The following is a 23,514-nucleotide window of genomic DNA, read 5'->3' on the forward strand; positions in this document are numbered from 1 at the left end:
TTATTAAACCCGTTGGCCGCAGCGTTTCCACGCCCGGCAATCAGTGGATAGAGCGCTCCGTCGCGGCGTCGAAAAGATGAACCTTGGACGGATCGAGCCCGATCTTAAGCTCCTCGTTCGGCGCCGGGCGAAGCTGCGGCGGCATTCTGGCGGTCAGCGCCGCATCGCCGAGGCTGAAATGGACGAGCGTATCGGAACCCAGCGGCTCCACCACCTGTACCTTGACCGCAAGCTGCGTATCGAAGCCCTCGGCGGGGCCGAAATGTTCCGGGCGAATGCCGACAATGACTTCGCGCCCTTCGAGGCCAGTTTCGCGGGCTGGCCGGATGGCCGCCATCGGCAGGAAATTGCCGTCGGAAAATGTCAGCCGGTCGCCGTTTACCCTGGCGCGGGCGAAATTCATGGCGGGTGCACCGACGAAACCGCCGACAAAGACGCTTTCCGGACGGTTATAGACCTCGTCCGGCGTGCCGACCTGCTCGATATCGCCGCCACGCAGAATGACGATGCGGTCGGCGAGCGTCATGGCCTCCACCTGGTCATGGGTGACATAGATGATCGTCGTGCCGAGCTGCTGGTGCAGCCGCTTGATTTCCGTGCGCACCTGTCCGCGGAGTTTGGCGTCAAGGTTGGAAAGCGGCTCGTCGAACAGAAACACCTGCGGGCGGCGCACGATGGCGCGGCCCATGGCCACACGCTGGCGCTGGCCGCCGGAAAGCTGGCCGGGCCGGCGGTCAAGCAGATGCTCGATGCCGAGCATCTTTGCCGCCTCATCGATGCTGGCATTGGCCTGCGAAGCGCTCACGCCGCGTACTTTGAGGCTGAAACCCATGTTTTCACGCACTGTCTTGTGCGGATAAAGCGCATAGTCCTGAAACACCATGGCGATGTCCCGTTCGCGCGGCGGCAGCCGGTTGACGACACGGTCACCGATCATGACCTCCCCGCCGCTGATGCTTTCCAGACCCGCGACCATACGCAGCGTCGTGGATTTGCCGCAGCCGGAAGGGCCGACGAACACCACGAATTCACCGTCGTTGATCTCAAGGTCGATGCCCTTGACGATGCGCAGGGCACCGTAACTCTTATCCAGCTTGCGCAGGCTGACTGAAGCCATATTTTCCTCCTCACAACCGACGCGTCCAAAATCCCGATGGACGCAAAAGCCGGTATCAACCTTCAAGTTCCACGTATCGCTCTGTCGAAAATCTGTTCCGATTATCCGGCGATAGCGTGGGATGGCGAAACGCCTGTCTCCCTAATTCCGTGATATTACCTTTCACAAAAAGGAAATCAATAGTGTATCAATTTTATTTCTGACAGAAATCAAAAACTATTAAGTCGTTGATTTAAAGAAATATAATGGCGAAACTCGCCGCAAGGCAGGTCGTCGCTTCCTTGCCTCCCGTCAAATTCTTGCCCCCATGTGGATCACGCGAATATGCGGCGATCTCAACGTATGCGAGAAACGTAGCGGGCAACCGTATGGTCGAACCATGTCCATGAAACTTCGGCCACCGCGCCATCCTGCGCCTGGCTGAGACGCAGCACGCGCGGCACCGGCGCGCCCGGCTTCTGGCCGAAGGCCTCGGGTGCCCAGTCGGGCACGTCGCCCAGATCGATGCGGTCTTCCGCCTTCGAGATCCAGAGATTGAGACGGGTGCGATAATAAAGATAAAGGGATTCCGACATGTTCTCGATGGCGATCGTGTCGACATAAGAACCATCAAGCCAGATTTCCTCGATCGCCGCCGGTTTTCCGGCAATGCGCCGGAGGCGGCGAATGCGATGCCCTTCGGCGGACGTGCCGAAAGCGGGCAGGGCGGCGGGTTTGGCAAGCCGCGCCACATCCAGAACCTCCGCCGTTGGCAGGCCGCCGCCCTCGATCATCTCGAGGCGGAAGAAGGCATAAACGCTTTGCGGATCGCTGACGGCGCGGATGTAGTTGCCCGAACCCTGCACGCGCTCCAGCAGGCCGCGCTCCTGCAATTCGGCGAGTGACTTGCGAAGCGTGCCGACGGCAATGCCGAGATCGGCCGCCATATCACGCTCCGGCGCCAGTTTTTCGCCATCGATCAGCCGGCCCGCCGCCACCTCGCGCACCAGCATTTCGGCGATCTGCAGATACATGGGCAGGCTGCCGCCAGTGTTTTTCATGATGCCATTTCCTCCCCGAAACAAAAATTGATACATCATTGATTTACATATTTCTTGATGTTATGCAAGAAAAACAAGAGCGGCCCTGAGGAGGAATTGCATGACCGTCGTACCCGTTACATCCGCTGATCTCGATGCTGCCGAGGTCTCCTGGTTTTCCGCTTTGTGCTCCGATGATTACGCCTATCTGGGCGTGCCAGACGGCAGCCTGCGCTCCAGCTTCGACCATTGCTCCGATATCGTCAAAAAGGCCGAGGAACTCGGTTTCCGCAACATCCTCTGCCCGTCATCCTATCAGGTCGGGCAGGATACGCTGAGCTTCGTTGCAGGCTGTGCGCCGATCAGTGACCGCATCAATTTCCTCGCGGCCATCCGCTGCGGCGAGATGCAGCCGATCATGCTGGCGCGCACTGTGGCGACGCTCGACCACATGCTGAAGGGCCGCCTGACGCTCAACGTCATCAGCTCCGATTTTCCCGGAGAAGTGGCCGATAGTGCGTTTCGTTACAAGCGCAGCCACGAGGTCGTTGAGATCCTGCGTCAGGCCTGGACGCGCGACACCATCGACCATGACGGTGAAATCTACCAGTTCAAGGGCGTCTCCACCGAGCCGGCACGGCCTTACCAGCAGAATGGCGGACCGCTGCTTTATTTCGGCGGTTATTCGCCGGATGCGCTGGAACTCTGTGGCGCGCAGTGTGACGTCTATCTGATGTGGCCTGAGACGAAGGACCAGCTGGCGGACCGCATGCGCGCCGCCAATGAACGTGCAGCCGCCCATGGCCGCACGCTGGATTACGGCCTGCGCGTCCACATGGTGGTGCGCGATACCGAACAGGAAGCCCGCGAATATGCGGAGCATCTTGTCTCGAAGCTCGATGACGAATATGGCCAGCTGATCCGCAACCGCGCCCATGACAGCGGCTCGCTCGGCGTGTCGCATCAGGCGCGTGCCCGCGAACTGGCTGACAAGTTCGGTTATGTCGAACCCAATCTGTGGACCGGCATCGGTCGGGCGCGCTCCGGCTGCGGCGCGGCTCTCGTCGGTTCGACGGATCAGGTTCTGTCGACGCTGGAGGAATACCAGAAGATGGGCATTCGCGCCTTCATTCTTTCCGGCTATCCGCATATTGATGAGGCGGAACACTTCGGCACCAAGGTTCTGCCGCAGATGAAAACCTGCTCCCTGCCGCATGCTTACGGCCGGGTGCCTTCTGAAACGCCTGCCACGCCGCTCGGCAACGGGGAACGCCACTGATGGAACGCATCGCTCTTTCCGACAAACTCGAACTCAGCCGCATCGTTTATGGCATGTGGCGCATCGGTGACGATAAGGACACGTCGCCCGCCCATGTGCAGGCCAAGATCGAAGCCTGCCTGGCGCAGGGCATCACCACCATGGATCAGGCCGATATTTACGGCGGATACACGGCGGAAGCCATTCTGGGTAACGGCCTCAAGGCTGCTCCGGGACTGCGCGACAAAATAGAGATCGTCACAAAATGCGGCATCGTCGCACCGGCCGGACGTCACTCCGCCGCCCGCGTCAAGCACTATGATACGACGGCTGGCCATATCAATGCCTCGGTCGAGGCGTCGCTGCGCGACATGGGAACCGATTATGTCGATCTCTTGCTCATTCATCGCCCTGATCCGCTTGTTGATGCGGAGGAAACCGGCAAGGCGCTCGACGCACTGGTGGCGTCGGGCAAGGTGAAGGCCGTTGGTGTCTCCAACTTCCGGCCATGGGATTTCTCGCTGCTGCAATCGGCCATGAAAAACCGGCTGGTGACGAACCAGATCGAAATGAGCCTGCTTGCCACGGATAGTTTCACCAATGGTGATCTCGCTTTCCTGCAGGAAAAGCGCGTTTCGCCGATGGCCTGGTCACCGCTTGGCGGCGGCTCGCTGTTTTCCGGCGCCCATGGTGGAACGATGGCGGCGCTGCAGCGCATCGGCAAGGAGCAGGGCGTGGATGCCACCGCTGTCGCCATCGCCTGGCTTTTGCGCCATCCGGCCAAGATCGTGCCGGTGCTTGGCACCAACAATATCGAGCGCATCAAAACGGCGGCCGATGCGCTTCGCGTCACGATCGACCGCCAGACATGGTTTGAGCTTTATACACTCGCAATCGGAAACGAGGTGCCGTGATGACAGTGGCAATGGCAGAGGCGATCAAAATGCCCAATGAGCATGTATTTGTTCCCGGCGGCGAAAACAGCCGCAGCTTTCGCAACGCGCTCGGCGCCTTCACGACGGGGGTTACGGTTGTGACGGCAACGACGCCGGACGGACCGATCGGCATGACGGTCAACAGCTTCGCGTCGGTATCGCTTGATCCGCCGCTGGTGCTGTGGTCGCCTGCCAAAAACTCGTCGCGTTATCAGGCCTTCAGCGGTGCCACCCATTTCGCCATTCATGTGCTGAGCGCCGATCAGGACGTGCTGAGCGCCCGCTTCACCCGCAATGGCCGTGCCTTTGACGATCTGGACTGGGAATTGAACGATGAGGGTGTGCCGGTCATTCCCGGAACGCTCGCCCGGTTTGAATGCCGGCAGGCCGCCGCCCATGATGCGGGCGACCACACCATCATCGTCGGCGAGGTTTTGCGCGCCGCACACCGTGATGGCGACCCCCTGTGCTTTTCAGGTGGAGCCTTTGGGCGGTTTTCCCGGCAGTAGTAGAAACTGCCGTTTCTGCTTCGGTTTTCGGCAAAAATTCTGCGGCTCAAACAATCTTTCCAACTATTTCATGGAGCGTGCCTGTCACGCTCCATTTTATATTTACGCAGACGTTCAGAGCAGTTTTTATGCTGTTTATACTATCAATTATCTTTCAGAGTGGGCTAATTGATTTGTCTGAAACAGTGATTCGCCGGTCAGGGCAGGGCGGCGTAATACGCCGGTGAGGGAGCTTGGATGTCCGGTTGGTTCTGTGGTGTTTCTGAAGAGAAAGATCCGCAGAAGGCGCCCTTGAAGCCAGCGCCCGTATCCTGGTGCTCTCTGCGTGGCTCGACGAGCCTTTTTGCCCTGATGTTTTCCGCCGCACTCGCGTCACCCGCGCTGGCGGAAACGATCGTCTGGGTTGGATCATCCACGGACGACTGGTTCTTGCCCTCCAACTGGTACGGCTATACGCGAGTTCCTGGACCAAACGATACTGCCGGCTTCAATTCCGCGGGGCCGACGATTGCAGCGGGGAAGCATGCCGATATCTCAGATCTGTTGATCGGGATCGACACCGATGGCTCGCTTTCAGTCAATGGCGGCCTGACGACAGTCGGGAGCGACATTGGCTACAACGCCGGCGTTACCGGAAAATTGAACTTTTCGGGGGGAACCTGGTCGAATACCGACGATATAACCGTGGGCGGAAGCGGCGTCGGTGAGCTTTCACTCAGTGGAAGTTCGGCCACGTCTGCGGGAAATATCTACGTCGGTAAGGACGGGTTGGGATATGGCACCGTCAAACTGGACAATTCGTCCAGCTTTGACAATTCCGGCACCGTTTTCGTGGGTTATGGCGGCTTCGGTTTGCTGGAGGTGCTGGGCGCAAGCGAGTTTACCACCGGCGGACTGGTTGTCGCCAACGGAGTTGGTTCCATGGGGACCGTGTCAGTGGAGGGTGCCGGCAGCACAGTGACAGGCTCCGGCGATATGATCATCGGCGGTGGCGGACTAGCCTCTTTCTCCATCGCTGGCGGGGGCGTGGTGATCAGCCAGGGCAAAACGGTCGTTGGCAATCTGGGGTCATCGGATGGAAGTGGGCTCAGGATAGATGGCGCTGGTTCCGTATTGGAAACCCAGGGCACATTGGTTGTCGGCAATGAGGGCGCGGCCACTATGGCTGTCGGTACAGCCGCGACCGTCACCAGCGGCGCCGTCACCATCGGCCGCCATTCGATTGCCGTGGTGGATGTAACCGGCGGCGGCACGCAATGGACGACGGGTGATTTGCAGATTGGCGGCGATGCGTCAGACCCGGTGGGAATGGCTGGTTATGGCACGCTGAATGTGAAGACGGGAGGCGCGGTGGACAGTGCATCCGCGCGTCTCGGCAATGCCGCGGGTGCGACGGGTAATGTTGGCGTGGATGGCAGCGGTTCCGTATGGACGGTCGGCAGTGGCAGTCTCGGCGTTGGCGTCAACGGCACAGGCCGCCTGACAATAACCGGCGGCGGGCTTGTCGAAGCGGTCGATACGGTTCTCGGGGTAAATGCCGGCGGCGTCGGCTCCGCCAGTATCTCCGGTTCGGGGAGCGCCCTGCGCAATTCCGGAAATCTCCATGTCGGCAATGCCGGCGAGGGCTCGCTGCAGATCGATGCGGGCGGCTCCGTCGACAGCGATACCGGTTATGTCGCAACACTTAGCGGTTCGAGATCTTCCGTGATCGTCGACGGCGGCGGATCGAGCTGGACGGTGGCGAAGACCCTCTTCGTTGGATATCAGAATGATGCCGAGGGAGAGGTGGTGGTCAGTACCGGCGGCGGCATTGAGGCACGGCAGATAACCCTGGGCGAACTTGCCGGTTCTTCCGGCACAATGACCATCGAAGGCACCGGCTCGAATGTCACGGTTGCGGTCGATAACAATCTTGCCGGTTCCGGCTCCATGAATATCGGCCGCTCCGGCAGCGGCTCCGTAACGGTATTCAATGGCGCTTCCCTGAATGCCAATCAGCTTTTTCTCGGCGCGGAGGCCGGTTCGGACGGTGCATTGCAGGTCGTCGGTGCGGGCTCACACGCGGAGATCGGCAACACCCTCGTTATCGGGAAAAGCGGCAGCGGCATGGTGGAGGTGACGGGCGGCGGTTCCCTTGCCGCGACGACCATCGTGATCGCATCGGCGGCGCGTTCCACCGGCGTTTTGAATATCGGCGCTGCCGCCGGGCAGACGGCGCGTTCTGCCGGGGAGGTTGAGGCGAATGCGATTGCCTTCGGTTCCGGCAACGGCAGCATCGTCCTCAACCACTCGGAAAGCGACTACGAACTTTCCGCGGATATTTCCGGCGCTGGCCGGATCAATGCCAAAAACGGCGTCACGACGCTCAGCGGCAACAACAGCTATTCCGGTGGAACGAGGATTTCGGCTGGCACCCTGAAGGGAACCGCCACCAGTTTCGGTTCGGGCGAGATCGCCAATAATGCGCAGCTCGTCGTGGATGGGGCCGGCAGGCTTTCCAATGTCATCAGCGGTTCCGGCTCGTTTGAAAAGACGGGCAACGGCAATCTCCTTCTCGCCGGCGACAACAGCTATGCCGGCGGCACCACTATTTCGGCCGGCGCGCTGACGGGAACCGCAAAAAGCTTCGGCTCGGGGAACATCGTCAATAATGCGAAACTTAACGTAGACGGTGCCGGTACGTTTTCGAATGTCGTCAGCGGCACCGGTGCTTTCGAAAAGACCGGTGAGGGCAATCTGGTCCTTTCCGGAAACAGCACCTATTCAGGCCCCACCGAGGTCTCGTCGGGCAAGCTCAGCGTCAATGGATCACTCACAAGCGTGGTTTCGGTCGGCGGCGGTGCGGTGCTCGGCGGGTCCGGCACCATCGGCGGCGTGACCGTCGCCTCGGGCGGCACGCTTTCGCCCGGCAATTCCATCGGCACGCTCACCTCCACGGGCGATGTGACATTCGCCAGCGGCTCGGCCTATGCGGTCGAAATCGACGCATCAGGCAGTTCCGACAGGCTTGATGTCAATGGCGCCATCACCATCGATAACAATGTCCGTCTCGTCGTCACACCGCTTTCAAACTATACGGCCTACAGTCTCGACACCCAATATCGAATCCTGACGGCGACGGGCGGTATTGTTGGCACATTTTCCGGTGTGGATGATAATTTCGCTTACGTAATTGCGAGTGTCACAAAGAGCGCAGATAACGGCAACGCCTATCTTTCCTTCAATCGGGCATCATCGGAGAACGGGCTTTTTGCTGCTGCAACATCGTCGGATAACGCGCGCAGCGCCGCCAAGGCCGTCGAGGCGCTTGGGGAGGCTTCCTCGCTTTATCAGGCGGCGTTGTTTCTGCAGGACGGCGAAACGCAATCCGCCTTCTCACAGCTTGCCGGTGAACTGCATCCTTCACTTGCCATGGCATTGATAAACCGCAGTCAGTTGACCCGCGACGTTATTCTCAACCGGCTGCGCAGCGCCTTCAAGGGTATCGGTGCGCGTCCGATCCTGCCCTCTGTCGGAAGGGCGGGTGCATCGGATCCGATGAATATCGATGAAGGCTCCCTCACTTTCTGGTCCAATGGTTTCGGGTCGCGCGGACATATCGATGGCGATGGCAATGGCTCGTCGGTCAGTATGAAGGGTGGCGGCGTCTTTTTTGGTCTCGATGGTGATTGGGGCGACGGTTGGCGCGCCGGTGTTGCTGCCGGTTATGGCCGTGATGTCATCAGCCAGAAGTCTTTTTTGGCGTCGGCGGATGTGGACAGCTATTATGCGGCTGCCTATGCGGGCGGGGCAATTGGCCCGGCCTCGCTGCGCCTCGGAGCGATCCACGCTTTTCAGGACGTCGAAACCCGCCGGGCGGTGTCGTTTTCGACATTGCAGGAAAATCTGACCGCCGGCTATGACGCCTCCACCACGCAGGTCTTTGCCGAGGCCGCCTGGCGTTTCGATTTTGATCTCGTCCAGTTTGAGCCCTATGCCAATATCAGCTATGTGAACACACGGTCGGATGCCTTCGGCGAGAAGGGCGGCATGGCCGCCGTTTCTTCCGGCTCCGCCAGCCATGACCAGCTTTATTCGACGCTTGGTGCGCGTTTCAGCCGTGATATCGCATTTGAGGGCATGGCTGGGCAGGCGATGTTCGATATCGGCTGGCGTCATGCCTATGGCGATCCGGCGGTTGAGAGCACCTTGTTCTACACGGGTGGCCAAGGCTTTTCCGTTACAAGTGCGGCGATGGCGCAGGATGTGGCGTTGATCAATCTGGGACTGCGCTACGACCTCAATCCTGCCGCCACTTTGACATTCCGTTATGGCGCTGTTTTCGGAGCAGGCATGCTGGATCAATCCGCCTCTGCCGAACTGGGAGTCCGTTTTTGATGAGGCGTGGTCAAAACTTGGTTGGGAAGACAACCCTCGCTGCCTTCCTCTTCGCCAGTGTTGCAGCGAGTGCGCTTGCGCAGGAGGCAGCGAAGGTTGCTGCGCCCATGCACGAGGTTTATGGAAGCTGGCAGCTCGCCTGCGCGGCGCAAGCGAAAAACGACGAGGCCGACCCGAACGCTTCAGTGGCGACGGAAAAGCCGGCCTGCGCCATAGCCCAGGTGCAGCTTGAGGAGAAAACCCGCAAGCTTGTCGTCTCGGTCGAATTCCGGATTGATGATCCGAAAATGCCGGACAAATTGTCCGGCACCATCGTCATGCCTTTCGGCCTTGCCGTCACAAAGTTGTTTTCGGTGAAATCTGGAACTGTGCGGCTGCAGGAAGTGCAGGTCAGCACCTGCCTGCCCGTCGGCTGCATCGTGTCCTTCACGCCCTTTGTCGAGCTTGTCTCGGCGCTTGAGGCGGGAAAGACATTGACGATCGAAGCCCCCGATCTGCAGGGCCGCACGGTGTCGTTCCAGTTGCAGGCGGCAGGTTTTTCCGAGGCGCTGAAGCGCCTCGGAAATCTGCGTTAGAGCGTTTCCAGTAAAAGCGGAAACGCTTTTACGTCCGGACAACGCGTAAAATCAAAATGGTCTAGGCAGCGACGGAATCAGGCTCGCCTTCACCCTCCGGCTTTTGCGGCTCGGCGTGCTTCCCGGCTGATTTCTTGCGGGAAAACAGACCGGCGAGGAAATTGCCGAACCGGTCCATTTCCACGAAGATAACGGGGGTGATGAACAGCGTCAGCAATTGCGAGACGATAAGGCCGCCAACCACGGCGACGCCGAGCGGCTGGCGCAGTTCCGAACTGGCACCCGAGCCAAGCGCGATTGGCAGCGCGCCCAGCAACGCGCAGAAGGTCGTCATCATGATCGGCCGAAACCGGCGAACGCAGGCTTCGTGAATGGCGGTGACGGGCGGTTCGGCCTTTTCGCGCATCAGTTCCACCGCCACATCGATCATCATGATCGCGTTTTTCTTGACGATGCCGATCAGCATCAACAGGCCGATAAGTGCGATGATCGAGAAATCCATGCCCATCACCTTCAACGCCACCAGCGCGCCGAAGGCCGCCGCCGGCAGGCCGGACAGAATGGTCAGGGGGTGAATGAAGCTCTCATAGAGAACGCCGAGAACCACATAGATGGTCAGCACCGCCGCAAGAATGAGGATGCCGGTATTGCCCTGGCTTTGCTGGAATATGGCCGCCGTGCCCCCATAGCTGGTGAAAACGTCCTGCGGCAGGCCGATCGTACTCTTGAGCTGATCGATCCGGCTGGTGGCATCGGACAACGCCACCCCATCCGGCAGGTTGAAGGAAATCGTCGTGGAAACGAGCTGGCCTGTCTGGTTGATGGTGACCGGTGCCTGGGTGCGGGTGAGGGCAGCAAAATTGGAAAGCGGAACCAGAACGCCGGATTTGGCCGAGAGAATATTGATATCGCTGAGGAAATCATCATTCCACTGTTTCGAACTGTCGAACTCCACAATCACATCATAGCTGTCACCGGTCGACTGGATTTGCGCCGCCGTATAACCGCCAAAGGACATTTCCAGCGTCTTGCGCAATTGGTCATTGGTGATGCCGAAGGCGGCGGCTTTTTCCGGATCGACGGTGATTGTTGCGGCGATGGCGCCGTTCTGGGCGTCGGAAGTGACGGCAGTGAACGTATGGTCGCGGCGCATCGCTTCCATCAGCTTGTTAGACCAGTCATTGGTCGTATCGGCATTCAGGCCCTGAACGACGAGCTGATACTGGCTGGCGGAACTGCGCCCGCCGAAACGCAGGCTCTGCTGCGGATTGATGTAAGTGCGGATGCCCGCCACTTTCGATGTGGCCTGCCCCAGTTCCGCCAGTATCTGGCTGAGCGGCGCGCGTTGTTCCTTGGGCTTAAGTTCAACGAACATCGAACCGTTGTTCAGCGGATTGCGGGAGTTGCCGCCGACAATGGAGGTGACATGCACAACGGCCGGGTTCTTGCGGATCTGGTCGGCGACCTGTGCCTGAAGGTCCCGCATCGCAGTATAGGAAATATCCTCGCGCGCCTGCGTCGACACGGAAAGGCGGCCAATATCCTCCTGCGGGAAGAAACTGGAGGGCAGGGTCTCGAACAGATAGAGTGAGGCGGCAATCGAGGCCAGAAACGAAGCCAGAACCGCACGACGATGGGAGAGGCACCAGCCGACGGCACGGCCATAACCACGCAGTGTGCGCTCGAAGCCGGCATCGAACCACCGAACGATGGCTGGCGGTCTGGACGAATTGCCGGAAAGGCGCGAGGCGAGCATCGGCGTTACCGTCAGCGACACCAGCGCCGAGGCCATGATCGCGAGCGTGACGACCATGCCGAATTCGTTGAAGAGCCTGCCGATCACCCCACCCATCAACAGGATGGGAATGAACACGGCGACCAGCGAGATGGACATGGACAGGATGGTATTGCTGACTTCCGCCGCCCCCTGAAGGGCAGCTTCCCGCATGGTCAGCCCCTTTTCATGCAGGCGTAATATGTTTTCCAGCATGACGATGGCATCGTCCACCACCAGCCCCACGGACAATGTCAGGCCAAGCAGTGAGATATTGTCGATGCTGTAACCCAGCACATACATGGCGCCGAAGGCGGTGATCAGCGACAAAGGTACGGCAAGGCCCGGAATGATGGTCGCCGTCAGGTGGCCGGTGAAAAGATAGATGACCGCGACGACCAGCCCGATGGTGAGGAAAAGCGTGAACTGGACATCGGAGATCGCATCCGTGATGGCGGTCGAGGCGTCATTCATGACGTTGATATTCACCGAGGGCGGTAATTGCTGGCGAAGTGCCGGCAGCTTGGCCTTGATGGCATCGACAACGTCGACGGTATTGGCGTCCGGCTGTCGCTGTACGGCAAGGATGATCGCCTGTTCGCCGTCAAACCAGCTGCCGGCATTGGTGTTGTCGATGCTGTCGGTAACATTGGCGATGTCACCGAGATGGATGGGCGCGCCATTATTCGTCGCCACGACCAGGGTGCGGAAGGTCGCCGCATCGGTGCGCTGGGTGTCGGCCTCGATCGTCAGGCGCTGGTTGTCGTTCTGCAGGGCGCCGACGGGCACCTGATTATTCGCCTGGGCTATGGCATTGGTAACGGTATCGACGCCGAGCCCGCGTGCCTGAAGCTGCGCGGGGTCCAGGCCGATGCGCACGGCATAGGTCTGTGCACCATAGACGCTGACCTGGGCGACACCGGAAATGGTGGAAAGCAGCGGCGAGATGATATCTTCAGCAATCTCATCCACCTTACTGGTCGGCAGTTCCTTGCTGTTGATGGCCAGCAACAGCACCGGTGCATCGGCGGGGTTGGACTTGCGGTAGCTCGGCGTCGTCGTCATGTTGCTTGGCAATTGCCGCTGCGCCCGCGAAATAGCGGCCTGAACATCGGCAGCCGCCGCATCGATATCGCGGTTGAGGTCAAATTGCAGCACGATCGAGCTGTTGCCCAGCGTATTGGTGGCGCTGATCTCGCTGACGCCCGGAATGGTCTCGAACTGCTTGACCAGCGGCGTGGTGACTGACGTGGCCATGGTCTGCGGCGAAGCGCCTGATAGCGACGACGAGACACTGATCGTCGGAAAGTCGACCTTCGGCAGTGCGGCGACGGGTAGCAGACGGAAACCGGCCAGCCCGGCTAGCACGAGGCCGATGGCGAGAAGGGTGGTTGCGACGGGCCGGTTGATGCAGAAATTCGAGATCATGGGGTACCAGCCTTTTCCTGCGGAACATTGGCGGCCAGATTGCCGTCCGCGCCACCCTTGTCGGAAAACTGCTCGACAACCTGCTGGCCGTCGGCGAGTTCTGACTGGCCTTCGATGATTACATGTTCCCCACCGGACAGGCCGCTGGCGATGGCGGTGAGATCGCCGTTCGAGCGGGCGACTTCGACCGTTGTCATATGAACACGGTGGTTCTCATCGACGGTATAGACAAAACTTCCCTTCGGCCCCGGCCGAACCGCAACCGTCGGCACGACGATCATCTCTTCATCCGAGACGAAGTGGGCTGTGACGTTGACGGATTGGCCGGGCCATAAAAGGCCGCGATCGTTCTTGAATTCGGCTTTCACCAGTACGGTGCCGGAGGTCTGGTCCACCGTATTGTCGTAAAAGCGCAGTACGCCCTGCATGGCTTCACCGCCGGTTGCCGCCGGGTCTACATCCACAGTTGCGCCCTTCTCGAGGCCTTCGCGCAATTGCGGCAGATAACGTTGGGACAGACGGAAACTGACATCGATGGGGTCGTATTTCGTGATCGTCACGATATTGACGCCGGCGCTGAGATAAGCGCCGGGACTGACGCTGATATCGCCCAGCCGACCGTCAAAGGGCGCACGGATTTCCATATTCTCAAGCGTCACCTGGTCGGCGGCCAGTGCCGCGCGGTCAGCACCGATCTTGGCGCTGGCCGAATCCCGCGCCGCCTTGGCCAGATCCAGTACCTGCTGGGCTTCGGCATTCTGCTTGACCAGATTGGCGGCGCGCTGGAAAGCCGCCTCGGCCTGATCGAGCGTCGCCTGATCGGCGGCAATATTGGCCTTGTCCTTGTCGACGGCGGCGCGGGCGATGCGGTCATCCATTTTCAGGATCAGATCACCGGCCTTGATATGCTGGCCGTCCTTTGCCGCGATTTCCGTGACGAGACCGGCCTGAAGCGGGGCGATATTGGTAATATCGGCGGCAACCGCCCAGCCTGTCGCCATGGCATCCATCGGCAGCGTCGCCTTGTCGACGGCGATGGTGCTGACGGTGGGCGGTCCGCCATTGCGCCGCCCGCCACCCTGTCTTTGGCCCTGTTGTGGGGCGGCCTGGCCGTTTTGTGCGTGCTGCGCCCTGGTATCAGCCGTGGCAGGGGCCGTCTGTTGCGAGACGCTGGCGAATTGCTTGAGATAGGGAATTTGATCGAGGGGCAGGCGGTCTTTGAAATACCACGCGCCGATGGCTGCGATGGCAAGAACGCTGAGGGCGGTCCAGAAACGTTTCATCTGACGATTCCGCATAATGAGAGCGATACATGTTTCCCGAACATGTGCGGCAAGCCTTGGGAGCAGCTTGCCACCCAGAAGATACCCATTGCGCTGCGAAATCACCTTAAACTTTTGTAATGGCGGCGACAATGGCCACGGCGCTACGCCTTGCGGAGCAGGGGGTGTGGCGGTTCTTGATCGCTGCCGGTCGCCGGCTTACCACGCGACAGCCGCTGCCTGAGCGTCGGCCTCTGCCTCCACGATCAGCATCTGCGTTCACCGGTGCCGTCAGTTGCTGGAGCGGAATGTCGTCGATATGCACCCTGACCGGCAGACAATTCCCGCTAATGGTTTCAGCCAAAAAAGCCGCCTCGTTTCCGGGGCGGCTTTGGTGTCAGCGGGGCGATGCCATGGGTCAGAAGGCCCGGATGGCATTGCGCGTCGCAAGTACATCCTCGGCCACATTGCCCGTCGTTGCGGGAACGGAGCCGACGAGATCGAGGAACTTGTAAAGTTCGGTTGCCTGCGAATTCGTGACGTAGATGATGTCGCGATCCTGCATCGGGAATTTCGTGCTGGCGAAGAAGGTGGAGGGATCGCGCAGATTGGCGCGGAAGATGACCGGAACGTCCTGCCCGGGGAACTTGGACGTATTGATGCCGAGTTTGACCAGAAGCTCGCGCTTGACGGTGCGATAGACATAGACCTGGGCCGGATCCGCACGGGAATCGAGCAATCCGCCCGCCTTGCCGAGCGCATCCGAAAGCTTGAGATCGGCGTCCTCGAATTCGAAACGGCCGTTGAGGCCGGAAGCGCCGAAGGCGAGATAGGTGCGGCGCTCACGCTCCACCATGATCGTGTCGCCCGGAACCACATAGATGTTCTCGGTCGGCGTGCTGACGAGGTGATTATAGTTGACGCGCGCAGTCTTGCCGCGGCGGATCAGCGTTACATAGGATTCGATATTGGGCGCGCTGAGGCCCTTGGCATAGGAGATCACGTCAAGAACGCGATCGCCCGCTTCCGACAGCTGGACCTTTGTCGGCTCCTTGACATCGCCAAGCACGGAAGCCTGCGCCGAACGGCTGGAAATCTTGGTGATGAGAACCTGCGGTTCGATGGCGCGGTTGGCAAGTCGCTCCTCGATTTCGCTCTGCACATCCTCGACATTGCGGCCGGTCGCGCGGATCTTGCCGGCATAGGGCACGCTGATATTGCCTTCCCGATCCACCGTCTGGTTGGGCAGGCTGATAAAGTTGCCTGGGCGGCTGCCCGCATCACTCGGGATGAACAGACCACCCGCCTGGCTTTCGAAGATCGCCACCTGCACCACGTCGCCGACACCCATTGGCAGCGCAGGCACACCGCCCTTGCCACCGCCGAAGCTACCGAGCAGGGTCGTTGTCGTGGTATCGCCGACATAATTCAGGACGGAACTGTTTATGTCGATCAGCGCGTAGTCGACGCCTGCGGTTTTCTGCTTGTCCTTGGAACCGAATTTTACCGAAGCGTTGGATTCGATTGACGCCGCATCAGGCCCGGACGCCGCTGTGACCGTGCAGCCTGTCAGTGCTGCGGAGGCAAGCAGAATCGAAACATTCAATAAACGCATTTGGTCCTCAAAATGAATTTCGTCCGAAAAGTAAAACAGTCCGGACATCGTATAATTTTTAAAAATAGACACGTCATAAACAGATCCGGTAAAGGAAACTCCACCGGTATTACATTGCTTCAGCAGAATCGTATTTAGAAACTGCTTCTGCCCGCATCAGGCATATGCCCAATTCTAGGCGATGCTTCAAGTTCATTCACCGATCATCTGTGCCAGAAAGCTGCAATCGCGCACATTCGTGGTTCAAAGGAGCGTTGATGTCTTTGCTTTTAATATTCAGTCAGAGCCATAATCTCTTCGATTGCTGCATTGCGCTAGTGCAGTTTTGTCACGCTTGCGAAGTTTCTTTATGTCTTGATATCACGAATTGGTAATTATTTGTTTTACGAAAGTTTTTTCAGCTTTTTGCGGATGCGCCCGAAAGACGGTGTGATGTCGTTTGATCTTCTATGGGCCGAGGCGGGCAATGCCAGCCACTCATGGATGCCAAGGCGGATGGCGGCCATTTGAACGATGGCCGGCAGCGCAACACCGATGATTGTCGTTATTGCCAGAAGGCTTGCCATATCTGTCACCTGAAACAGTTTTACTGCGACAGCCCGGCCAAAGCCGATGGCGATGATGTGCATGACATAAATGCCGATAGACAGTCTCCCAAGCGTTTCAAATACGGACGATATCGCGTTTTCGCTCCTCGCGAGAATTTGCGATAGTGCGATCACCAGAAAGATGCCGAGAACGGCGGAGATAAAAGGGAGCCTTTCGGGAATCTCGGCTTGCCATGACAAATAGGTTGAAATTGCAAAGGCTGCGAGCAGTCCGAGAAATGAGCGCGTATCGTATCGTCTCTGCTGAAAACCATATTGTTTCGCGACGATGCCGAGTGTGAAATACACGAAGCCGTAGGCGATATCCCACAGGACGGAATGGCCGAGTGAATAAAGCAGTGTGAAAAGAACAAGTGCGAGTGCCAGGCGGACTAGCGCGGATAGCTGTGTTAAAACAAAGGATGCGAGCTGGCAGAAAAACAGCGCGTAGAGAAACCAGAATGGACTGATCGGATTCCACAGGATTTCGAGAATTCTGGTAAAATCAATGACCGTATTTGTGAGGCCGAGACGCCCCATGGCAACCATGAGGCTGCCGTGCAGGAGCGACCAGAACAGATAGGGATAAGCGATATTTTTTCCCAGCTTGCCCAGGAAATCTCTGGGGTCCGTCGTTTTGCCGGATGAGAAAAACAGCCCCGAAACGAAGAAAAAAAACGGCATATGAAAAGTATAGATCGTGTAGTCGAAAAATCCCAGAAGGCTGAATTGCGGTGGTGCGCCGGAAACGCTTAGTCCCCTTTCCGCGTGACCGAAAACCACAAGGATCATGCACAGACCTTTGGCGACATCATAACTATTGTCGCGCGACTTTTTCTGTTCCATCTCGGTGCTCTGAAAAGTTTTTGATAAAATCTAAAAGTTCAAAAGAGAATGAGAAATTTCAGGACAAAAAAATCGTGGTCCGGATATACGATCCGGACCACGATCATTTTAGGCAATGGCGCTGCTAATGCAAATTCTCTTTGAGAGAATTATGCGGTGAACCAGCCGCTGCCGGTAAGGTGAACACCCGAAACGATGATCTTTTCACCCTTGTGCGCGCCGTCCACATTGTAGTCGAGGACGGTGTCGTCGCCGAAGTTCGACAGCGTCCAGTCCGAGATTGTCGTGCCAACCAGCTTGAGCTTGTCCACGCTGGCGTTGAAGCCACTGATGGAGTCGGTCGCAAGGCTCTTGGCCATGTCGCCGAGATTGAACACGAAAGTATCGGCACCGCCGCTGGCGATGATGTGATCGATGCCCTTGCCACCGGTTACCAGCGACGAAGCGAGCTTGACGCCGCTAAGATCGATCGTGTCGTTGCCGTCACCAGCGTTGATCGTGACAGAGGTTGCGCTACCGTCGGTGATGCCCTTGCCACCGTTTACGACATTGGTGCCGGCAGCAACGCCGCCTGCGCCCGCCGAAGACAGATCATTAAGGGCAGAGCCGGCCTTGACGATGATGGTGTCGTTGCCGGCACCGGTGTCGATGTTGAAGGCGTTTACCCAGGCTTTGTCGTTCGAAAGAAGTGAGAGGGTGACCGTGTCATTGCCCGAGCCGGTGGAGATATTACCACGCTTGGCATTGAGAACTTCAACGTTGGAAGCGGTGGTGCCGCCAAGGTGAACGTCAACCTGCACGAAATCCTTGAACGAAAGGTTTTCTGCGGAGTCGGACTTGGCGAGAACGTTTTTCACCGAGTTCCATGCCGACGTCACGTCGAAATTGAAGCTGTTGGTGCTGGCGTCGTATCCAACATCGACCTTGCCGCCCACGCTGCTGCCGGGAACCGAAACGGCGCCGACATCAACGACGCCGGAATTGAGCGAGGAGCCGTTCTTGGTCTGCGTCGTCGATTCCGTGAGGAGCTTGTAAGCTTCCTGATCGATGAGATTGGTGAGCGACGAAACCGTCGAAGCGCCGCCATTACCGAAAGTGACAGTTAATGCCATGTTACTCTCCTATAAATTTTGAGACTGAAATGAATTGAAATTTACTCTAAACTTAGCAATGCCTACGATATTTAATCCATAAAAAATAATAAAACAAGAGACTAATTTACGCTTATTTTTAACTATACTGAGTGTCTACCCGCATATTTTGTGAATGTTTTCATTCGGATAACCTGCAGCATAAAGAAGCTTATTCCTGTATGAACGTTTTATTAAGTCGGTCCTGAAACGGTTTCACGAAATAGGACAGAACGCTTCTCTCACTCGTCTGTATGAAGACTTCCGCCGGCATTCCCGGGTACAGTTTTCCGCCCGGAAGATGCTGCATCCCGATCTTATCCGGTTTGATCCGCAGGGTGTAAAAGGAGGCCCCGGTTCGGGAATCCATCTGTAGATCGGGAGCGACGACGGCGACTTCGGCAACGACATCAGGTGTCGTGCTCTGGTTGAAGGCCGTGAACCGGATGGTGACCGGCTGGCCGACGTAAATCTGGTCAATGTCCCGCGGAAGTATGTCCGCTTCGATTGCAAGGTCGTCTTTCTCCGGCACCACCAGCATCAGCACTTCACCCGGCTGAATGACGCCATTTATATTGTGCACGGAAAGCTGATAGACACGCCCGGCGATCGGTGAACGAATATCAAGGCGATCCAGCTGATCGCGTGTTGCGGCAAGCCGTTCTTCGTATTCGGCGACCGTTGCCTCGACCGATGTCAGGTCTTTGGTAACTTCAGACTTGCGGTCTTCGTCGAGCTGCAGCAGCTGCAGGTCCATTTCACTCATCTTGCCCACCGTCTGGGCGCGGGCCGCCATATATTGGCCCTGCTGGCCTTCGAGGTTGGAAAGCTGCCGCTTCAAGAGATTGAGCCGCTGAAGCGTGACGAGCCCCTTGCTGTAAAGTTCCTGCGTCTTGGAAACATCCTCCTTGACGATGGCAAGCTCGTTTTCGGTTGCCTCAACCTGAACGCCCATGCCTCGCGCTTCGTCAAGAAGTTGCTCCTTGCGCGTTGCCAGCTGTTTTTTCATGCCGGTCAGTGCGCTGAGGCGGCTGTTAAAAAGCCCCTGTTCGCTGTCGATGAATGTCCTGGCGGATTTCGGATTGGTCAATTCCACCAGATCTTCCGGCACGGTGAAAGACGCGGCCTCGGTAATTTCGGCGCGCAGGCGGGCACGGCGCGAATAAAGCTGCGCGAGCGTGTTCTCCACGATGGATAAATTGGCCTGAACGATCGTGTCGCTCAGCCGCAGTAAAATCTGCCCTGCATCGACCCTGTCGCCTTCGGCGACCCTGATCTCGCTGACAATTCCGCCGGAAAGGTGCTGGATTTTCTTGGAGTTGCCTTCGACGACGACCCGTCCCGTGGCGACGACTGCGCCGGCAAGCTTTGCCATGGCTGCCCAGCCGCCCAAGCCGACGAGCAGGCCGATGGCGAGAACCATCACTGCGGCGGAATGCTTTACGAGAGACGCATTCGTGACGCCGGCTTTTTCCTGCTCAACCATTTTCGCCCACCCGGTTTTCGATCCTGCGCGTTTCTTCCTCCGCTGCCGGTACCTGATGCAGGTTTTGCCTCAGGATTTGCGCCAGCACTTCTTCCTTGGTACCGAAGCGCAGCATCCGGCCGCCGCTCATGACCATCACGAGATTGACGCTTTCGATGGCGCTGGGACGATGGGCGATGACGACAACAATGCCGCCCCGCGCCCTGATGTCGCCGATTGCATTGCGCAGCGCCATCTCGCCTTCGCTGTCCAGATTGGAGTTTGGCTCATCCAGAATCACAAAAAACGGTTCGCCGAAAAGCGCGCGGGCAAGGCCGATGCGCTGCTTCTGCCCGCCCGATAAGGCCTCGCCACGATCGCCGATATAGGTGTCGTAGCCGCTGGGCAGGCTCAGGATCAGGTCATGAACCTGAGCCGCCTTGGCCGCCGCAACGATTGCTTCCGCTGTCGCATCAGGGTCAAATCGTGCGATATTCTGCGCGACGGTTCCCGCCATCAACTCCACCTGCTGGGGCATGTAACCGATGGATTTGCCGAGAACCTCGAAATCCCATTGGTTCAACGCTGCGCCATCGAAGCGCACGGAACCGCGCTCATAGGGCCAGATCCCCGTCATCAGGCGCGCCAGTGTTGATTTTCCGGACGCGCTTGGGCCAATGATACCAAGCCCGTCGCCAGCATTCAGCGTAAAGGAAATATCGGCAACCGTATCGCGCGCAGCACTCGGCGGCCCACCAGTCACACGATCGACGGCAACGGTATATTGCGGCCGCGGCAGAGAAAGTGGCGGCGGCGGCTCAGGCACCAGTTCAAGAAATTCGTTGATGCGCTTCCAACCCTGTCGCGCCGTCATGAAACTGCGCCAGTTGGCTATCGCATGTTCGACGGGGCCAAGCGCCTTTGCCGAAAGGATCGAGCCTGCGATGATGCTGCCCGCCGATGCATTGCCCTCGATGACCAGCACGGCGCCGATTGCCATGACGCCGGATTGCAGCAGCAGGCGGAATGTGCGCGATATCGCGCCAAGCATGCCCGCCGTATCGGAGGTCGAAAGGGTGACTGCACGATATTGGGAGTGCAGATCGCTCCACATCGAGGTCACCGCACCCATCATCCCCATTGTCCTGATGGATTCAATATTGCGCTGACTGTTGCCCACGAGCGTGTTTCTCTGCCCACGCGCGGCATAAGCCTGTTTGGTCGCCTTTTCGGTGAGCCAATTGGTCAAAAGCGTCAAGATGACGAGAATGACGGCGCCGCCAAGCACGGCAAAGCCGATCCACGGATGCAGGGCAAAACAGATCAGCAGATAGATGGGGAGCCAGGGAATATCGAAAAATGCTCCGGGGCCCGGACCGGACAAAAACTGACGTATCTGATCGAGATCGCCGACGATCTGCAAGCCATCGATCTTGGCGGAGGCAAGAAGAGGAGCGCCGATCGATGCCCTGAAAAGCTTCTGATTGAGCGCGTCGTCGATAGTATCGGCGATACGCGCCAATATCCGGCTGCGCAAAACATCAAAGCCCATCAGAAAGGCGTAAAGGATGATGAGGAGAACGACCAGCGCGACAAGCGAAGGGATGCTCTTGCTGGGCAAAATGCGATCGTAAACCTCCAGCATGAAGAGCGAGCCGGAAAGATTAAGAATATTCATCAGCGCACTGGCAAGGCCAACAGCAAAAAAAGCGCGCCTATTTTTTGTTAAAAAAGAATTAAATAAAAACATATCAACACCTAAAACTGCGCGAAAATCGCACAATAAATAAAATTAGGCAATGCTGTTTGAGAATGAACTGGATAAACCGATTAAGGCATCTTAGGATTAGTGCCGCGGGGGCAACCTGCAACAATAAATCCGGCTAATAATTAGGGCTGGCCTTTGTGTATGCATCCTCGATATTTAAATACTTCGCGCTGAGGCGGGATCGCTGATCCAGATCTACTTCGGTGCGGTCATTAACAGGCGTGCCGCCAGCGGTTTAGCATTATCGATCGGCGGGGCTCGGTCTTCAGCCGCGCAACGGGTCGTTGACGTTCAGGCCCGTTCCGCCAGTGCAAAATTCACGGTATCGGCAAATTCCCGCAGGAAACGTTCCCGTGAGAAGCGGGCGGCATTGTTGATGCAGGCGTTCTTGTCGAAGCGCTCGGAATTGTCGACGAATTCCTGCACGGCGGCACAGATCGCTTCCGGTGTCTGTTCGCCGAAATAGAGGCCCGTCGGCTGGTTTGAAGCGCCGAGCGGGATGACCGTTTCAAGCACGCCGCCTCTGCCATAGGCGATGACCGGTGTTCCGAGCGCCTGCGATTCCACCGGTACGATGCCGAAGTCATCTTCTGCCGCAAAAACGAAGGCCCTGGCTTCCGCCATGTATTTATGAAGCTCCTCATTGCCGACGAAGCCAAGGATCTCAACGTTGGGCGCGGCGATGTCGCGAATACGTTTCATGTCGGGCCCGTCGCCAATGACGACGAGGCGCTTTTCGGGCATCTTCGCAAAGGCTTCGACGATCAGGTGCACCTTCTTATAGGGCACAAGGCGCGACGCGGTAACGAAATAGTCGCCTTTCCATTCGGAAGGAGACAGATGCGAGGTGTCCACCGGCGGATAGATCACCGTTGAATCGCGCCCGTAACATTTGCGCACCCGGTTGCGAATGAATTTGGAATTGACCGTCATCAGGTCAACGCCGTTGGCGGTGCGTATATCCCACATGCGAATATAGTGCAGGATGGCGCGCGCAATCCATGAGGCGAAGCCGCGATTGAGTTTTGTTTCTTTCAGATATTGGTGCTGGAGATCCCAGGCATAACGGATGGGGCTGTGGATATAGGAGACGTGAAACTGGCCCGGACCGGTGATGACACCCTTGGCGACGGCATAGCTTGAGGAGATCACCAGATCGTAGCCGCTGAGATCAAATTGTTCGATGGCAAGCGGCATTAACGGTAAATAGGAACGGTATTTCTTGCGGGCGAAGGGCAGTTTCTGGATGAAAGAGGTGTTGACGGGCCGCCCGCCGAGGAAACCCCGGTCGCGCTCGCTCATGAAATCGACAAGACAATAAAGATCCGCGTGAGGATAGATTTCGAGAAGGTTGTGAAGCACCTTTTCAGCCCCACCTCGGTCGGTGAGCCAGTCATGGACGATTGCCGTCTTCATAATTTCCTCAATAATTTCAACGTAATAAAAATTTATAATCCGCCCTGGAAAAAACTCGGCGGTATAGAATGGCCTGCTTGTCTCCAGTCCTGAAAAAGCGGCTGCCGGAGACGGAATGATATAAAAATAATAGGAATGCTAAGCGATGTCGGTCGAAAACTGGTCTTGGTTCGATCTTCAATAGCAGTTTGTTCGCAAATGCGAAATATCCCGACCTGTTAATTCTCTTCTGTCTCGCCCGGAAGATGTGGCCGTCATTCCCAAAAGCTTGGTTTTAACGCTGGCAAAGATTTCCTGCTGGTTCCTCAACCCATGAATTCCGAGATCTCGCCACGAGGTCATTGACAAGGCGTCTTATCAAGATATTCTCTTATAAAGATGCATATAACATAATAATGGAACATCGAGTTGATAAAAAAAGCTGGGAGCTTCA

15 protein-coding genes are annotated in these 23,514 nt (G+C 57.8%); 5 read left to right on the top strand and 10 right to left on the bottom strand.

Going from position 1 to position 23,514, the window contains the following annotated elements; translation table 11 throughout:
• Positions 1-40: 40 nt before the first annotated feature.
• Both QSV77_RS17355 and QSV77_RS17360 read right to left on the bottom strand, forming a co-directional pair.
• Positions 41-1,117, bottom strand: a complete 1,077-nt coding sequence (locus tag QSV77_RS17355; protein WP_302734432.1) for an ABC transporter ATP-binding protein — start codon at positions 1,115-1,117, stop codon at positions 41-43.
• Positions 1,118-1,452: 335 nt separating this feature from the next.
• Complete coding sequence (locus QSV77_RS17360; protein WP_142842720.1) at positions 1,453-2,157, bottom strand: GntR family transcriptional regulator; 705 nt, start codon at positions 2,155-2,157, stop codon at positions 1,453-1,455.
• Positions 2,158-2,257: 100 nt separating this feature from the next.
• On the opposite strand from QSV77_RS17360, the gene QSV77_RS17365 reads away from it, so the two are divergent.
• The 5 genes from QSV77_RS17365 (at position 2,258) to QSV77_RS17385 (ending at position 9,790) form a co-directional block, all read left to right on the top strand.
• The gene (locus QSV77_RS17365; protein ID WP_065117634.1) at positions 2,258-3,415 is read left to right on the top strand and encodes an LLM class flavin-dependent oxidoreductase; all 1,158 of its coding nucleotides are present in this window, start codon (positions 2,258-2,260) and stop codon (positions 3,413-3,415) included.
• On the top strand, positions 3,415-4,308 hold the full coding sequence (locus tag QSV77_RS17370; protein ID WP_142842722.1) for an aldo/keto reductase family oxidoreductase: 894 nt from the start codon (positions 3,415-3,417) through the stop codon (positions 4,306-4,308). Before QSV77_RS17365 ends, QSV77_RS17370 begins: the two co-directional genes overlap by 1 nt.
• A 5-nt stretch (positions 4,309-4,313) precedes the next feature.
• Positions 4,314-4,838, top strand: a complete 525-nt coding sequence (locus QSV77_RS17375) for a flavin reductase family protein (protein ID WP_142842818.1) — start codon at positions 4,314-4,316, stop codon at positions 4,836-4,838.
• Between the two features lie 237 nt (positions 4,839-5,075).
• On the top strand, positions 5,076-9,215 hold the full coding sequence (locus tag QSV77_RS17380) for an autotransporter domain-containing protein (protein WP_302734433.1): 4,140 nt from the start codon (positions 5,076-5,078) through the stop codon (positions 9,213-9,215).
• Positions 9,215-9,790, top strand: a complete 576-nt coding sequence (locus tag QSV77_RS17385) for an invasion associated locus B family protein (protein WP_302734434.1) — start codon at positions 9,215-9,217, stop codon at positions 9,788-9,790. The genes QSV77_RS17380 and QSV77_RS17385 overlap by 1 nt, the downstream gene beginning before the upstream one ends.
• A 61-nt stretch (positions 9,791-9,851) precedes the next feature.
• Here QSV77_RS17385 and QSV77_RS17390 read toward each other — a convergent pair whose 3' ends face one another.
• The 8 genes from QSV77_RS17390 to QSV77_RS17425 all read right to left on the bottom strand — a co-directional run bounded on the left by QSV77_RS17390 (position 9,852) and on the right by QSV77_RS17425 (position 23,081).
• Positions 9,852-12,992: an efflux RND transporter permease subunit gene (locus tag QSV77_RS17390; protein ID WP_302734435.1), complete on the bottom strand. Its 3,141-nt coding sequence runs from the start codon at positions 12,990-12,992 to the stop codon at positions 9,852-9,854.
• Positions 12,989-14,275 carry an efflux RND transporter periplasmic adaptor subunit gene (locus QSV77_RS17395; RefSeq protein WP_302734436.1) on the bottom strand — a complete coding sequence of 429 codons (1,287 nt, stop codon included), beginning with the start codon at positions 14,273-14,275 and terminating at the stop codon, positions 12,989-12,991. The genes QSV77_RS17390 and QSV77_RS17395 overlap by 4 nt, the downstream gene beginning before the upstream one ends.
• A gap of 397 nt (positions 14,276-14,672) precedes the next feature.
• Positions 14,673-15,869 carry a polysaccharide biosynthesis/export family protein gene (locus QSV77_RS17400; RefSeq protein WP_302734437.1) on the bottom strand — a complete coding sequence of 399 codons (1,197 nt, stop codon included), beginning with the start codon at positions 15,867-15,869 and terminating at the stop codon, positions 14,673-14,675.
• Positions 15,870-16,252: 383 nt separating this feature from the next.
• Positions 16,253-17,302 (bottom strand): acyltransferase family protein, encoded by a 1,050-nt coding sequence (locus tag QSV77_RS17405; RefSeq protein ID WP_302734438.1) that lies wholly within the window; start codon positions 17,300-17,302, stop codon positions 16,253-16,255.
• 149 nt (positions 17,303-17,451) lie between these two features.
• The gene (locus QSV77_RS17410) at positions 17,452-18,414 is read right to left on the bottom strand and encodes a rhizobiocin (RefSeq protein WP_269699441.1); all 963 of its coding nucleotides are present in this window, start codon (positions 18,412-18,414) and stop codon (positions 17,452-17,454) included.
• Positions 18,415-18,604: 190 nt separating this feature from the next.
• Positions 18,605-19,918, bottom strand: a complete 1,314-nt coding sequence (locus QSV77_RS17415) for an HlyD family type I secretion periplasmic adaptor subunit (protein ID WP_302734440.1) — start codon at positions 19,916-19,918, stop codon at positions 18,605-18,607.
• Positions 19,911-21,647: a type I secretion system permease/ATPase gene (locus QSV77_RS17420; protein WP_302734441.1), complete on the bottom strand. Its 1,737-nt coding sequence runs from the start codon at positions 21,645-21,647 to the stop codon at positions 19,911-19,913. Before QSV77_RS17420 ends, QSV77_RS17415 begins: the two co-directional genes overlap by 8 nt.
• 309 nt (positions 21,648-21,956) lie before the next feature.
• Positions 21,957-23,081: a glycosyltransferase family 4 protein gene (locus tag QSV77_RS17425; RefSeq protein WP_302734442.1), complete on the bottom strand. Its 1,125-nt coding sequence runs from the start codon at positions 23,079-23,081 to the stop codon at positions 21,957-21,959.
• Positions 23,082-23,514 lie beyond the last annotated feature (433 nt).

This window comes from Agrobacterium sp. V1, assembly GCF_030518355.1.
GTDB lineage: Bacteria > Pseudomonadota > Alphaproteobacteria > Rhizobiales > Rhizobiaceae > Agrobacterium > Agrobacterium cucumeris.

Bases quoted from the DNA above. Each gene is read 5' to 3' on its own strand.
- QSV77_RS17355 (WP_302734432.1), bottom strand. From the start codon at position 1,117: ATGGCTTCAGTCAGCCTGCGCAAGCTGGATAAGAGTTACGGTGCCCTG.
- QSV77_RS17360 (WP_142842720.1), bottom strand. From the start codon at position 2,157: ATGAAAAACACTGGCGGCAGCCTGCCCATGTATCTGCAGATCGCCGAA.
- QSV77_RS17365 (WP_065117634.1), top strand. From the start codon at position 2,258: ATGACCGTCGTACCCGTTACATCCGCTGATCTCGATGCTGCCGAGGTC.
- QSV77_RS17370 (WP_142842722.1), top strand. From the start codon at position 3,415: ATGGAACGCATCGCTCTTTCCGACAAACTCGAACTCAGCCGCATCGTT.
- QSV77_RS17380 (WP_302734433.1), top strand. From the start codon at position 5,076: ATGTCCGGTTGGTTCTGTGGTGTTTCTGAAGAGAAAGATCCGCAGAAG.
- QSV77_RS17385 (WP_302734434.1), top strand. From the start codon at position 9,215: ATGAGGCGTGGTCAAAACTTGGTTGGGAAGACAACCCTCGCTGCCTTC.
- QSV77_RS17390 (WP_302734435.1), bottom strand. From the start codon at position 12,992: ATGATCTCGAATTTCTGCATCAACCGGCCCGTCGCAACCACCCTTCTC.
- QSV77_RS17395 (WP_302734436.1), bottom strand. From the start codon at position 14,275: ATGAAACGTTTCTGGACCGCCCTCAGCGTTCTTGCCATCGCAGCCATC.
- QSV77_RS17400 (WP_302734437.1), bottom strand. From the start codon at position 15,869: ATGCGTTTATTGAATGTTTCGATTCTGCTTGCCTCCGCAGCACTGACA.
- QSV77_RS17405 (WP_302734438.1), bottom strand. From the start codon at position 17,302: ATGGAACAGAAAAAGTCGCGCGACAATAGTTATGATGTCGCCAAAGGT.
- QSV77_RS17410 (WP_269699441.1), bottom strand. From the start codon at position 18,414: ATGGCATTAACTGTCACTTTCGGTAATGGCGGCGCTTCGACGGTTTCG.
- QSV77_RS17415 (WP_302734440.1), bottom strand. From the start codon at position 19,918: ATGGTTGAGCAGGAAAAAGCCGGCGTCACGAATGCGTCTCTCGTAAAG.
- QSV77_RS17420 (WP_302734441.1), bottom strand. From the start codon at position 21,647: ATGTTTTTATTTAATTCTTTTTTAACAAAAAATAGGCGCGCTTTTTTT.
- QSV77_RS17425 (WP_302734442.1), bottom strand. From the start codon at position 23,081: ATGAAGACGGCAATCGTCCATGACTGGCTCACCGACCGAGGTGGGGCT.